14 protein-coding genes are annotated in these 13,857 nt (G+C 55.7%); 7 read left to right on the top strand and 7 right to left on the bottom strand.

Annotation, left to right across the window (positions count from 1 at the left end; genetic code table 11):
* The first annotated feature begins 274 nt into the window (after positions 1–274).
* The 5 genes from VN12_RS18475 to VN12_RS18455 all read left to right on the top strand — a co-directional run bounded on the left by VN12_RS18475 (position 275) and on the right by VN12_RS18455 (position 4,931).
* On the top strand, positions 275–982 hold the full coding sequence (locus VN12_RS18475; protein ID WP_146678221.1) for an ATP-binding protein: 708 nt from the start codon (positions 275–277) through the stop codon (positions 980–982).
* Positions 930–2,132: an N-acetylglucosamine-6-phosphate deacetylase gene (gene nagA / locus VN12_RS18470; RefSeq protein WP_146678220.1), complete on the top strand. Its 1,203-nt coding sequence runs from the start codon at positions 930–932 to the stop codon at positions 2,130–2,132. The genes VN12_RS18475 and nagA overlap by 53 nt, the downstream gene beginning before the upstream one ends.
* A gap of 66 nt (positions 2,133–2,198) precedes the next feature.
* Complete coding sequence (gene ilvE / locus VN12_RS18465) at positions 2,199–3,059, top strand: branched-chain-amino-acid transaminase (protein ID WP_146678219.1); 861 nt, start codon at positions 2,199–2,201, stop codon at positions 3,057–3,059.
* 57 nt (positions 3,060–3,116) lie between these two features.
* On the top strand, positions 3,117–4,418 hold the full coding sequence (locus tag VN12_RS18460; RefSeq protein ID WP_146678218.1) for an MFS transporter: 1,302 nt from the start codon (positions 3,117–3,119) through the stop codon (positions 4,416–4,418).
* A gap of 219 nt (positions 4,419–4,637) precedes the next feature.
* A complete protein-coding gene (locus VN12_RS18455; RefSeq protein WP_146678217.1) occupies positions 4,638–4,931 on the top strand; it encodes a hypothetical protein in 294 nt (97 codons plus the stop codon).
* A 68-nt stretch (positions 4,932–4,999) separates the two neighbouring features.
* On the opposite strand, the gene VN12_RS18450 is transcribed toward VN12_RS18455, so the two are convergent.
* The 6 genes from VN12_RS18450 to VN12_RS18425 all read right to left on the bottom strand — a co-directional run bounded on the left by VN12_RS18450 (position 5,000) and on the right by VN12_RS18425 (position 11,486).
* On the bottom strand, positions 5,000–7,138 hold the full coding sequence (locus VN12_RS18450) for a BatA domain-containing protein (RefSeq protein ID WP_146678216.1): 2,139 nt from the start codon (positions 7,136–7,138) through the stop codon (positions 5,000–5,002).
* Positions 7,135–8,085 carry a DUF58 domain-containing protein gene (locus VN12_RS18445; protein WP_205855084.1) on the bottom strand — a complete coding sequence of 317 codons (951 nt, stop codon included), beginning with the start codon at positions 8,083–8,085 and terminating at the stop codon, positions 7,135–7,137. Before VN12_RS18445 ends, VN12_RS18450 begins: the two co-directional genes overlap by 4 nt.
* Before the next feature lie 126 nt (positions 8,086–8,211).
* Complete coding sequence (gene radC / locus VN12_RS18440) at positions 8,212–9,156, bottom strand: RadC family protein (RefSeq protein WP_146678215.1); 945 nt, start codon at positions 9,154–9,156, stop codon at positions 8,212–8,214.
* Positions 9,157–9,328: 172 nt separating this feature from the next.
* Positions 9,329–9,886 carry a septation protein SpoVG family protein gene (locus VN12_RS18435; protein WP_146678214.1) on the bottom strand — a complete coding sequence of 186 codons (558 nt, stop codon included), beginning with the start codon at positions 9,884–9,886 and terminating at the stop codon, positions 9,329–9,331.
* A gap of 37 nt (positions 9,887–9,923) precedes the next feature.
* Positions 9,924–10,952: a 4-(cytidine 5'-diphospho)-2-C-methyl-D-erythritol kinase gene (gene ispE / locus VN12_RS18430; RefSeq protein ID WP_146678213.1), complete on the bottom strand. Its 1,029-nt coding sequence runs from the start codon at positions 10,950–10,952 to the stop codon at positions 9,924–9,926.
* A 15-nt stretch (positions 10,953–10,967) separates the two neighbouring features.
* Positions 10,968–11,486 (bottom strand): rhodanese-like domain-containing protein, encoded by a 519-nt coding sequence (locus tag VN12_RS18425; protein WP_205855083.1) that lies wholly within the window; start codon positions 11,484–11,486, stop codon positions 10,968–10,970.
* 54 nt (positions 11,487–11,540) lie between these two features.
* Here VN12_RS18425 and VN12_RS18420 point away from each other — a divergent pair, with 54 nt between their 5' ends.
* Positions 11,541–11,789, top strand: a complete 249-nt coding sequence (locus VN12_RS18420) for a hypothetical protein (RefSeq protein WP_146678211.1) — start codon at positions 11,541–11,543, stop codon at positions 11,787–11,789.
* A gap of 269 nt (positions 11,790–12,058) precedes the next feature.
* Entirely contained in the window at positions 12,059–12,841 is a 783-nt protein-coding gene (locus VN12_RS18410; RefSeq protein ID WP_146678209.1) for a FliA/WhiG family RNA polymerase sigma factor, read from the top strand.
* 108 nt (positions 12,842–12,949) lie between these two features.
* Here VN12_RS18410 and VN12_RS18405 read toward each other — a convergent pair whose 3' ends face one another.
* Positions 12,950–13,807: a fumarylacetoacetate hydrolase family protein gene (locus VN12_RS18405; RefSeq protein ID WP_146678208.1), complete on the bottom strand. Its 858-nt coding sequence runs from the start codon at positions 13,805–13,807 to the stop codon at positions 12,950–12,952.
* Between the last annotated feature and the right edge of the window lie 50 nt (positions 13,808–13,857).

Raw genomic sequence — 13,857 nt, 5'->3', positions numbered from 1 at the left:
GTATTTCGGCTCGCGTGGGAAGCTTGACTAGCAATCATCCATCGCGTGAGATTATCTTACTTGGACGCTCCGGCGGGCTCTTGGACTGCTGCGCGTCAAGCTTTGTTAAAACGCGCACAATCGCGAAAGCAATTCGGCCACATCGTTACCTGGGTTGCGACACCCAGGCTACGCGTTGTTGCTGCGTTGAAAATTCCGTGCCTGCTTTGGGCAGTTCCTCCGGATTCGCCCGTACAAAATCGCCCGTACAAAATAGACAGTGCAAAACCTGACCATGCGATCGACTATCGTGAAAGCGAATACAGGGCAAACGAATACCCCTCTATCGAACACCGTTCCATCCAATCCGTTTTCCACTCGTTGCTTTCAGCCGGGAGTCATCCCTTATCATTTCGGCGCTCGAGGATCGTTGGGAGAGCTCATGCGTCGAGCGGATCAGCCAGGCTATTGTTGGCTGATTGTCGGGCCGCATGGGACTGGAAAATCGACGTTGCTGCATCAGTTGCATCGGGAGGCTGTGGAGAGTATACGCTCGGACACGGCGGTGCTTCATTGTTTGCGAGGGCGCCGAGCCACGACCTATCGAGAAACGCAGGATTGGCCATTGGTCGGGAGTGCCGAGTGGATGTTCGTGGATGGATTCGAACAGTTACCCTTGTGGCGTCGCATTCGGATGGTTGCGCAAGTTCGTCGACGCGGGGTCCGTTGTATTGCGACCTCTCATCGGATGCATTTCGGGTTTCAGTCATTATGGAATACGGTGGTTGATCCTACGGTGGAGCACTATGTGCTCACACAATTGCTTTCCGAACATCCCAGAGCGACTCTCGAGGCTGCTCTTTCGTCGGAGGAGTGGAGGGAGTCGCGACTTCGGCATGGGCCGAATGTGCGCGAGTCTTTGTTCGATATGTACGATTGGTGGCAAAAACATGAAACTGGTTATTCAGAACGCACGAGTGATCCTTCGCGATCGAATTCTTGACAACGCGGCTGTCGTTTGCGATGGAGGGCGCATCACCGCTGTTCTCGGTGAAGGCGACGGAGTTGTACCTTCGACGGATGGCAAACGCATCGATTTGGGGGGGCGTTACCTTTCCCCGGGGTTCATCGATATCCATGTGCATGGGGGATTGGGTGCGGATTTCATGGATGGTAGTCAGGAAGCGATTGAGCTATCATGCTCTGCTCACCTTCAGCACGGTGTGACCACTCTGTTTCCCACCACGACGACAGCCAGTGACGAACAAATATTGCGCACGATCGATGCCGTGAAGGGGGCGAGGGAAACGCCCACAGGCAAATGGCCATTGCCTAGGATCGAAGGCATTCATCTTTATGGTCCCTATTTTGCGACCGAGAAGTCGGGTTGCCACAACAAGGAAGCGTGTCGAGTTCCGATGCCTGCTGAGTTCGAACGCTATTTTCAAACCGGGCTCATTCGCATTGCGACCTGCGCGGCGGAGTTGGAGGGTTCGGGAGCTTTTTATCGAGCGGCGAGAGATAGGGGGTGCTTGGTGACTTGCGGACACTCCAACTCGAGTTGGAGCGAGATGGAGCAGGCCTTTGAATCAGGCATGCGGCATGTCGATCACTTTTGGTGTGCGATGAGTTCGGTGCAGTCGGTTCGCGCAAGGCTGGGAACGCCGATGCAAGGGAGCATGTTGGAGTTCGTTTTGGGGACGCCGGAGATGAGTACCGAGGTGATTGCCGACGGTTGGCATTTGAGCCCCGAGTTGTTGCGGTTTGCTTGGAGAATGAAAGGGGTGGACCGACTCTGCTTGGTGAGCGATTGCAACCGCGCGCTCGATATGCCTCCCGGGCGATATTTGTTTGGAGATGCTGAGGATGGTGGTTGGATTCTCAGCGACGGGATGGTGGGGAGAGGGCTCGACGGCGGGTTGGCCAGCTCGGTAGTGGCCCTCGACAACATGGTTCGCCACATGCATACCGCAGTGGGTGTCCCTTTGGTGGACGCCGTTCGCATGGCGTCCCTTACCCCTGCCGAAAGGACTGGAATTGCCGAGGAGGTGGGGGAGATCGCGGCAGGAAAGCGAGCAGATTTTGTTGTTTTGACGAACCAATTGCAGGTCGATCAGGTCCTGGTCGGTGGAAAGATTGCCCTGACAAATTAGCGGTGGTTTGCTAAATTCAGGGGCTAGGCATTTCCTCGTACCTTTTCGACTGGAATCGATTTTCCCATGGCCCTTCAAATCTATATCAACGGCAAGTTCTATGACAAAGAAGACGCAAAGATTAGCGTCTACGACCATGGTCTCTTGTACGGTGACGGTGTGTTTGAGGGGATGCGTAGTTATTCGGGGAAGGTCTTTCGACTGCGGGAACATTTAGACCGCTTATACGAGTCCGCTCGCGCGATCTGTTTGGAGATCCCCATTTCGAAAGAGGAGATGGAAAAGGCGACCTACGCGACGCTGCAGAAAAACAATCTTGTCGATGCCTACATTCGGTTGGTGGTGACACGCGGTGCGGGATCACTCGGATTGGACCCCAACAAGACCAGCGATCCTCAAGTCATCATCATTGCGGACTCCATCTCCCTCTATCCCGCGGAGTTCTATGAGAATGGTTTGAAGATCATCACCGCTTCCACCATCCGCAATCACCCTGCCGCATTGAGCCCACGCATCAAGTCCCTCAATTACTTGAACAATATCATGGCCAAGATCGAGGGATTGCAAGCGGGGTGCATCGAAGCCCTCATGCTGAATCACAAAGGGGAAGTGGCGGAGTGCACGGGCGATAACATTTTCATTGTGAAAAAGGGAGTGTTGATGACGCCACCGAAGGATGCAGGGATTCTCGAGGGGATCACGCGGAACGCCATTCTCGATCTTGCAAAGGAGCTTGGAATCGTCGCGTTCGAGCAAACAATGACCCGCCATGATCTCTTCGTAGCGGACGAGTGTTTCCTAACCGGGAGCGCCGCCGAAGTGATTCCGGTTGTCACGATCGATGGCAGACCGGTTGGGACCGGAGCGGTGGGAGTTGTGACGAAGCGACTCCTTGACGCATTCAAAAAATTAGTACACGGCAAGTAACCGATCCCAGGGAGGCACCGATTAGGCCTTCGTTCTGGAAAGAGAAGGCTGATATCAATGGATGACACGACGACGGGTGGATCCCGAACGAAGGTACGGACCGAAAACAGGTTCTCCACGCAGCAGTGGGGAATTCTCTTAGTTCTCGCTGCCATTCAGTTTACACACATCCTGGACTTCGTGATTGTGATGCCCCTCGGCGACCAGTTGCGACGGCAGTTGCATATCAATCCGCAGCAGTTTGGGATGATTGTGTCCGCGTACGGAATCGCAGCGATGGTAACTGGAATCTTGAGTTCCGCCATCGTGGATTCCTTTGATCGAAAGCGAGTACTCGTCGTCTCGTTTGGCTGCTTCGTCGCGGCGACGTTCTATTGCGGGTTAGCGCCCGGGTACGAGCATCTTCTCGCAGCGCGCAGTTTGACCGGAATGTTCGGAGGTCTCGCTGCCTCCAGCGTGATGGCGATCATCGGGGATGTATTCGCGGATCGTCAGCGTGGCAAGGCGATCGGTGTGGTGACTTCCTCGTTTGCCGTCGCATCGATCGTTGGTTTGCCGATCGGATTGGGGCTGGCCATTTTCTTTCGACAATGGAATGCACCCTTCTTAGGGATCGGTGCGCTAGCGGTTATCGTCTGGGTGGTGGCATGGGTTTTTCTCCCGTCGTTAACATCCCATCGCACCGAAGTCCGGCATGCGCCTCTTTCGCAGTTTGTAAAAGTTGTTAGGGAGCCGAACCATGCTTGGGCTTTCGCGATGATGCTTACAACGGTGCTCGGCACGTTTACAATTGTTCCGTTTATTGCACCATACCTGCAGGCGAATTGCGGTCGGACGGCCGAAGATCTGCCCATCATTTATTCCGTGGCCGGCATGTTTACGTTGGTGTCGCTCAACATCATTGGTTGGGCGACGGACCGATTCGGCGCCAAACCATTGTTTTTGTTTTGTGCGATCGGCGCGGTTTTCATGACGTTGATGATCACCCACCTCCCTCGTGTTTCGCTGGTGGGAGCGGTGGCCGCGACGAGTTGCTTTATGGTGCTCGCGAGCGGCCGGAGTGTCCCCGCCCAAGCGATGATGCTGCAAGCTTCGAATCCCAAACTGCGAGGTGCCTTTATGAACCTCAATTCGGCCGTAACGCATTTCGGGACTGCGATCGGGCCGGCCATCACGGGCTCTATCGTGGGGGAGGCTACCGAGGGAGGACCATTGACCCATTTCGGTTTGGCTGGCGGCATCGCCGCGATGTTTGGATGCGCTGCCGTCGCATTCTCATTCCGGCTCAAACGGTTCTCCGAGCCAGTAGAAATCGCGAGTCAACCGTTTCCCGCCGAAATCAAACCCCTACCCGAATAATAATGCGCCCACCGAATGGCTCGATATTCGAAGTCTTCTTGAGGTCCAACTCGGAATTGAACTTGCACAATTCCGTTTCATAACACAAATTTCCTATAGCCCTTTCCTACGCTCTACCCACGCACTGCGACCAGTCGTATTGCGCCCATTCGTATTGTGCCCACACGCATTGTTCGTTGAGTTGCAACCACGACCTGAAGGCGCCGGAGGAGAAAAACGGTGAACGGATTGGAACGGATCGCTTTGGAATTCGGGCGACAAAAAGAACTTGCAGCTCGCACGGTCGAACAGGACGACGAGTTGGATAATGGCGAGCTGGCTTTGGCCGCAACGGTGTACGCCACCCCGTCAGATCGTCGAATGTTCGACACATTTGGAATTCCCAAGGATTGGCCTTGGTCTCTGGATGCCTGGGAACCTACCCCCAACGACCGAATCGCGGAGCTTGCCAAAGCAGGGGCGCTGATCGCAGCGGAAATGGACCGCATTTTGCGTGCCCGTGGAGAGTCCTAGGCCTGGGAGGCGGCTGCGAAACGCCTCATCAGCCTTGCCCGTCGCTTGCCTGGGACCGAACCGGCTCGCTACATGGCGCCTTCTGAAGTACGCCGTCTAAGACTCCACAAAGACTCGAATCCAATGAGTCCCAGTACGCCGCACAGAAGCCATCGCCAGCTGCTCTGGCTCGATTCCAGTTCCACGGCTCGCAATTGTCTTTGAAGCCCCTCGTTTCGCTCTCCATCCCCCGGCTCCGACAGTGGAACGCCGGTCTGCGCTATGCGTTGTAGGTCGTGTTGTGCAACTTCGGATTCGGATTCGGCGATGTTCACCGCGATCTCGCTTTGACTCTCCCCAGGACCCACGAGGCGAAACAGACCTGGCTCCTTGGGGAACCACTCGACCTCGCTGTTGGATCGCGGCACTTCGGTGCTACCGTTTGTCACATTCTCCAGTATCGTTTCGGCTGGGACACGGATCGATTCACCTACCCGCATTTGATTCGCATAGCTCGCGACTGGGAGCGAAGCTTCGATGCGGTTCACGATGATCGGCACGAATTTGCTCGATAAAGCTAATTGGCTTTCGATTGGCTGCCAGCCAGTAGCAAAAATGGTCCAGCTTCCTGCTCCGACTTTCTGTTCGAATACGGCGGGCATGCGATTGTCGAACGAAGCCAGAACTTGCCACTTGTCAGGTTCTGAAAGCTCGACATCGCGATGTCTCCAGATACGGATCTTGGTAAAGTCATTGAACTTGGGATCTGACAGCGATCGAAAAAGATAACTTGAAAACTGAATTCTTTCGAGCATCGCGTACTGCTTCACATTCGCCTCGGTGATCTGGCCAATGTTCGCACCAAATACTTGCTGATAGATGCCCCCCAAGTCGTTAGCGGACTCGGTTGCAGGTTGGTCCCAAACCCAAACCACATGCCCTCCCGATTCCGCGAATGCCCTCAACTTCTTCAGGTCTTGAACACTTGTCTGCGCCGAAGCAAACGCCAGAACGGTATCCTTCCACTGCTCTTCGTCGACCCCATCGGTCGAGATGACCTGTTTCAAAATGACGTCGTACTTGGCATTTCCTAAGGGAACTTGCTGGAGAAAGAAACCCAACGACTCGATCGGCTCGCTTCGAGATGGCTCGATGGCGAGGACAGACTTCGCAATCCTCTTCTTAGGCGCGAAATAAAATCGATTGTCAAATGGGACGCTGTCCCCTTGAAGCTCCAGGCAGACGGCGTTTTCTGGTATGGAGTTCAGTCTTACGATTTGCGATTTCCCGCGTAGCACTGTCGACTCGAGCGGTGGGCTTCCCGCGAGGAGTTTGGATTGGGAATCGAGCCACATCAATTGGAACCGTTCGTTCTCGCTGTCGCGCCCGTTTGCGACCCGGGCTCGAAATGTGGCCGCGTTTGCCCCGGGAATGAGGGAAGCGACTTCGGACAGCTCTGGATCTGATTTCGCTTCGTCCTCAAGCAGAATCGCTCGCGCGTTGCTGGCTTGCTTCGGGCTCTGCGGAAGGATCACCGGATGAAATTGCGCGCCGGCCGGCCAAGCGATCGAGGCGAGTTCGTCGAGCTTCATCGACTGTTGAAAGTCGGAGATGACTACGAGATCGATCCGCTCGGGGGGAGATTCCGAGTCTTCGTCGCTATCGACCTGCGAAGCGTCGAGCGCGGATTGGATCGCTTGCCCAAGTCGTGCGGTAAACCAAGTCGGTTGAAGGCGATCGATCGCTTGGAGTGCCAAGGGCTGGCGCTGTCCCTCACGGGTGTCCATTGACTCGCTTACGGAAACGAGTGGCTCGGTTCGTTCGTGAAAAGCATAGACTGCGACGACATCGCCCGGAGCGGATTTGCGAATCCACTCCGAGGCTCTTGCTTTGGCTTCACTCCACATCCCATCCCGGCGCATGCTGGCGCTGGCATCGACGAGGATCACGCGTCTTACGCCAGACTGCAACGCATTGCCCGCTGTAGGGGTATCCCAATACGGGCGTGAGAACGCCGCAGCCACCAGAAGCAATGCGGCGGCTCGCAATAGAAGGAGCACCCAATGGTCGATGCGGGAGCTTCGCGTCAAGCGTGGAGGAGCGGGGGCCAGAAACATCAAGCTGCTGAAGGTGACTTTTTCCTTCGGTCGCCTTCGGACCAAATGAAAGATAACAGGAGCGACCACCGCCAATGCCGCCAGTGCATAAAGAGGGGAGAGGAAGTTCATCGGCTTCCTCCACGCGAGGCCACCGCGCGCGAGGGGATCGCTCCACCACCGCCTGCTCTCTGTTGTCGTTGGAGCAATTCCCACAGCGCCAGTTCAATCGACTCCTCTGTTTCGAGCGAGTACCACCCGATTCCCAACGTACCCGCCATCTCGCCCCATTGCTTTTGATGCTGCTCGAATCGGGCGGCGTACTGCTTTTGGGCTTGAGCCGCGTCGACGAAGATCTCACGGCCCGATTCCAGGTCCTGCACCATCACGGGTTTATCGAACGACCATCGCTTTTCGGAGGGATCCAGCGTTTGCAGTAGCACGATCTCATGGCGCCGCGCTCCGAGGAATCCCAAGGCTTGTCGGAGAGGTTCAGGGGGGACCAAAAAATCGGAGATGATGACGATGAGGCTTCGGTGGCGAACAATCTCCGCCAGATGCTTCAGGGGTGCCTCCAAGTCGGTCGCAGCTCCTGCCGATTCGCGGCTGAGCATGGTCAGAATGCGTTTCAATTGCCCGGTGCGGTAGCGCGCTGGGAGCACATCTGCAATGGTTTGATCGAAGGTGATCAACCCGACGGCATCGCGCTGCTGATTCCAATAATAGGCCAGGGTGGCCGCTAGCGTTCGTGCGTAATCGAGTTTGGAATAGCCCACCGTTCCATGACGCATCGAATGGCTTTGATCGACGACCAAGTAACAACGTCGATTGGTCTCGTCTTCAAACTTCTTGATGTAATAGCGATCGCTGCGGGCGAAGAGTTTCCAGTCGATGGTCCGAGGGTCGTCCCCTACGCTAAAGGGACGATACTCGCTGAACTCCACCGAAAATCCGTGTCGCGGCGAACGATGCAACCCGCTGTGAAATCCATCGACGATTCGCTTGGCTCGCCACTGCAGATTATCCATCCGCATGATGGCTGCCATGTCGATCCAGCCCACCGATGTTTCCTGTTTCATTGCATCGCTTTCGTTAGGCGCAGAAGTCGTAGACGCGAATCGACCAATCTACAGGTAGCGCCAGGCGAAAGCAACGAAATGCACGAGCGATGCGACCGTACTAGAAGGATTCAACCCAAGGAGGAATCAACCGGCGAGCACACTGCGGCCTCGTTCTTTAGCAACCACGATATGATCGAGGACTCGGATGCCGATCAGTTCTCCCGCTTGACTCAATCGATCCGTCACCGCGCGATCTTCTCGACTCGGGGTGGGATCGCCGGAGGGATGGTTATGGACCAAGAGGATAGCCGAAGCGCTATCTCGAATCGCTGCGCGAAAGACTTCGCGAGGGTGGACGAGGCTGGCATCCAGCGTGCCGGTGGTGATGTGATGGGTTCGGATCGGTCCAAGCTGGGTATCGAGGGTCACGATGTGAAACTCTTCCTGTTTCCCGTCGATCGCCAATCGATGGAATGCTTTCATGCAGTATTGAATGGCATCCTCCGATCCGCGAATTCGAACAGGGGCTTTGGTGTTCTGATCGCGCAGCATCGCAATGCGCCGCCCCAACTCAACTCCCGCCATGATCTGGGCGTAGCTGTCCTTGCGAATCGCCTTGCTGATCAGACGCAACTCGGACACGCTTGCATCGGGCAATCCCGATAAAGCGGTCTCTGCAAATTGATTGGCAATGCGTCGCCCCGCTTGGACGGCCGAATCGCCAGGGACTCCGACGCGTATCAAGATCGCGAGGAGTTGGGCATCGGTCAGCGAACTTGGCCCGTGAAGCATCAACTGTTCTCGAGGGCGGTCTTGCTCGGGGGATTGTTTCACTTGATCCCCGTACACCTGCTGATTCACCCACTGATCTGGATCCAACGGCTTGGATTTTGACCAGCGATAAACCTCTTGGCGTTCCTCTTGGAATCGGTCCAAATGCCCGGCTTGTGCCAGCTGTTTGAGGACTCGGGTCACATAGGCTGGTGTCGCGTCGCTGCATTGCAGCTTTGCCGTGGTGGGGGAGAACTCATCCAATTGCTGGATGACATAGAGAATGGAACGAAGACGGCGTGTTCTGTCGTGATTCACCCGAGTGGTCCTTGCAGAAAAAGGCGTGCGCAGAGGGCTCCCCGCAGCAAGGTCTATGCGTGAACCGATGGGTAGGGGCTAGAGGCGAGCGTGCGGTGGAGCCATACCCAAGAAACGATCGATCCACGCCATCATAGCGAACGTGGACGACAGGTGGTGGATTTGGCAGGGGTTAGCCTTCAAAGATCCCGTCGCCGAAGTGTTTTTTGTCCTCGTGCTTGGAGCTGGAGGTTGGCGGCCGCTCTAACATATGGGGCTTCGGGACGCTGTGACCGCCCATCGAACCTTCATTTCCTTCAGGCCCGCTATCGGCATACTCGTCGTCGTACCTGGATTTGTACCCGGGCAATTTGGCACGCTCCAGTTCGAGCATGTATTCGCCGATGACCGAGCTTTGAATGAGATCCCTGCAAGCTTGGTTAATGGGGTGAGCGATGTCCGCGTAGAGTTTGTTAGGGTTCCCCCCTTCGACGTCGCGCAAATCCTGCGGGCCACGAAGCCGTGCGCCGCATTGGTTGCAGTACTGGCTGCGCAGATGGTTCTTATTTCCGCAACGACCGCATCGAGCGGACATTTTCCGGCTCGGCATCGCGACGAACGGTCCGTTGGTTCCTTCGATAATCTTCAAATCTCGGATAACGAAGCATTGATCGATCGTGATCGAGCAGAAGGCTCGGAGCCGGTCCTCGGAATCCTCCATCAACTTGATTCGAACCTCGGTGATTTCCATCGTTTCCCGCACTCCATTCTCGACCAACAACGACTCGCTATGGGGATCGCCCCGCTGCGATCTGCGTGAACCCCTTTGGATGTGGCTGGCACCATGGTCGCACTGCGTAAGCGCGCACGGCACACTGACTCTGCAATTCCCTAGCTACTCTCTCGGCTTGTTCCCAGCTTCGGCACAAGCAAAATCGGGCTGAACCGCTCCCGGATAAGGCTTGACCGAACTGATCATAACGATCAATCCATCTACCCGCACGCGAAATCCAGTCAGTGACCTGATTCGCTGGGTACTCCAATGCATTGTAAAGCTCTTTACCGGCTTCCTCGGCATTATTGCATGATAGCGCCTTGATAAGCTTTGCGGGCGAACGCTGTTCTCTCCCTATTACGCGTACTTTCGAAAAAACCTCCGCAGTTCCGCAGCCCACCGGGGGATGGGCGAGCACGATCGACCAATCGGATAGATTCCCGGCCAAAGGTTTGACTTTCTCTCCCCGACCGTGGCAGTGGGCTAACCAACAATCGTTCTGATTGGCCCCTTCCAAAAAGAAATTGATGTCGCTCCCAAGCTCCCTCGCGCATTGCAGCAACCGATCCCACGCGCGAGGCATGGAATCAAGCGATGGGGCTAAGGCCAGCAGCGCAAGACAGAGGGCTGCTGCCGCATCGGCACTTCCCCCTCCCAGGCCCGCCATCGAGGGAATCCGCTTGTGGAGATGGATCGATCCACCGAGACTCTTGGAGGCATCGTGATCCTGGGTGAACGGCTCGACACTTAGTCGATCGACGAGCAATCGCATGGCTCGAACGACTAGATTGCGTTCGTCGCCAGGAACATTCCATGCCGGATCGGTATCGGATAGTGGATGCCCATCTTCGAAGGACACTTCAAGCCGGAATTTTCCCGATCGATCAGGCAGGAAGGTAAGTTCGTCGCAAAGGGAGACGGCGAGCATGACGGTGTCCAGGTCGTGGTAACCATCGGATCGCTTCCCGAGCACTTCGAGAAAGAGATTGATCTTGCACGGCACGGTGACTTTGTAGCCACCGGCGCGGGATTCGACACGCATACTCAGAAGATTCCGTTACTTGGTGGTCGGGTAACCGGCGTCGGTCCATCCTCGCCATCCCCCGTCCACGCTGGTCACATCGGTATAGCCCATCTTAGCCAAGTTATCGGCGGCCAAAGCGGATCGAAACCCTCCACCGCAGTAAAGGAGAATCGGTGCGTGGATGTCAGGAATCGTCGCTTCGATGTCTCTTTCAATAATTCCTTTCCCCAGATGCACAGCTCCTGGGATATGTCCCGCGGCGAATTCGCTTTCTTCTCGCACGTCGATCAAGTGAAAGGACTCCTGGGCATCGATCTTTCGTTTGAGCTGGTCGATGGTGCATTCGCGAACGCTCGAGCGGATACTCTCCACCAATGCGAGAAACCGGGGTGCATGCTGCTTGGCCATAAGATCGACGCTGCTCCGAGGGGGTTTGGTAAGGACGCTAAACCGTAACAGACGCCATTCGACCGAAACTTGAATTTTTTCGCAACAGGCTGAAGAACCGGGCCATCCGCTGCCGATACCTCTTTTACGGGTCTCGTGTCTCATGTCGTATCACTACGACGCGAGAGGTCGCTCGAGGTGTCCCCTTTGGAGGTCAACATGGGTCGTTCCTACGCCGCTTGCTTGGGTTGCTTAGCGCTCGCAAGCTGTATTGGCTATGGACTGCTGATGTCGGCTCCTGCAGAGGATATCTTGGTTCGGGGGATTTCCATGCTTTTTGTCTTCGCGGTGATTGGCTGGGTCGTTGGAAAAACGGCCGAGACAATCGTCCGGCAGAGCATCGAGTGGAACTACCGGGCTACGATCGAGCGGCTGCGTCAACGAAATTCAGGTGTGTCCGGCGAGTAAATCGCATGGAATGGGTAATTCAGCGAAGGCAGAGAATTGGGTCACCAAATCTTTGGTTAACTGACGTAGAACTCGCCAAGGCAACTCGGTAGAGTCCCCATCCGCGAGACGCACCACGACGAATTGACGTTCGCGACGACCTTGAACGCTTCCCGGCAGGATGCTCGGTTGTGTTCCCCAGCAATCGGTTGGGCAATTGGTCTTACGAATCAAACGAGACAGACTCGAAAGCGTCTCGATAACTTGCCATAGCAATCACGGAGGATCGGATGGCGACCACTGTAGCATCGAATATCGACATTGCGGACGTTTGGAATAAATTCAAAGCGGATCCAAGCAATGTGGATTTGAGAAATATTCTCATCGAACGCTACATGCCTCTCGTACGTTTCAACGGCGAACGTCTCCGAGCCAAACTTCCCGAGGGAGTCGAGCTGGACGATCTGATCAGCGCTGGTATCTTTGGTCTCATGGATGCCATCGATGCCTTTGACATGGAACGAGGCGTGAAGTTCGAAACCTATTGCGTCCCCCGAATCCGCGGTGCGATGCTCGATGAACTCCGAACAATGGACTGGGTTCCACGGTTGGTTCGGAGCAAAGCGAGCAAGCTGAACGAAGCCACCAAATTGCTCGAAGCCAAATATGGCCGTGCTCCTACCACGCACGAGCTGTCGGCCTACATGGGAATCTCCATCGACGAGCTTGAAAAGATGAAGAGCGATGCGGCCGCAGTCGGCTTGGTGTCTCTCAACAAGAAGTGGTACGAAACCGACAGCTACAAGGATGTCCGCGAAATCGACGTCCTCGAAGATAAACGGAGCGAAGACCCCACTCGCCGCATCAGCAAGAGCGATTTGATGCGATTGGTGACCAAGGGGCTCAATCGCAATGAGCGTCTCATCATCATCCTCTACTACTACGAGGAATTGACGATGAAAGAAATCGGTGCGACGCTCGATCTGAGCGAAAGCCGCGTTAGCCAAATGCACACCAGCATCGTTCAGCGATTGCAGGAACAATTGGGCCGCCGACGCGTGGAGATGGGCTAACACCCGGGGGCTGCTGCCCGGAAAGCACGACCAGCAAAAAGCATCTTAGAGCCGTGGAAACATCTCCGCGGTTCTTTTTTTAGTAATCCCAGGTGCAGCAGTTGGTTATTAACCTTGGACGACTGGATTGCTAAGGACCCCGACGGATTCGATCTCGATCTCGACCACGTCCCCGTCACGCAGAAAACGAGGGGGAGTGCGGGCCATGCCGACTCCAGGGGGAGTACCGGTATAGATGACGTCGCCTGGGTCCAGCGTCATGACCTGGGAGATATACGCGACCAATTGGGCGGGGTGGAAGATGAGTTCGCGGGTCGTCGAGTCTTGCATCGTTTCGCCATTGATGCGGCATTGGATGCGAAGACAGCTCGTGTCGGGAACTTCATCCGCCGTCACGATCGAAGGTCCAAGAGGCGCGAACGTGTCGAAGGACTTTCCAAGGAACCACTGCTTGCCAGGTTTCCCTTTTTGCCAATCGCGCGCTGAAACATCGTGCCCGACCGAATAACCGAAAATGCCTGCCGTCGCATCGGCTTCGGTCACCGATTTCATGGTATGTCCGATCACGAGCACAAGTTCGGCCTCGAAGTCCACTTCGTGGCTGACAGGGGGCAAGACAATCGGGGAATCTGGGCCGATCATCGCGGTCGGCATCTTGCAGAAAACAATCGGCTCATCGGGGATGGGAGCCTTGGTCTCGATAGCATGGTCTCGGTAGTTGAGTCCGATACACAGGATCTTGCGAGGGGTATCGAGGGGGCAAAGGATGCGCAGCGGTTGCTCGCTTGTCCCCAGTTTCTTCGCCAGGCTTTGGATACGTGGAAGGTAAGTCTTCCACTTGGAAATCAATTCGACGGTCGAGAGAGGAAGCGTGGGATCGGCGAGCGTGAGGTCTTGGATTCCGTACTGAACCTGCAAACCCCAGCCGATGGACTCATCGGGCCGGGCGAAACGAACAAGCCGCATAACTAACCATCCATCTCTACGACAAAACGAAACCCAAACTACTCACTTGC

This window comes from Pirellula sp. SH-Sr6A (assembly GCF_001610875.1).
In the GTDB taxonomy this organism is placed as follows: Bacteria; Planctomycetota; Planctomycetia; order Pirellulales; family Pirellulaceae; genus JBKCUI01.
Note: the sequence above shows the minus strand (reverse complement) of the source record. Positions and strands in the feature narration are given on the sequence as shown.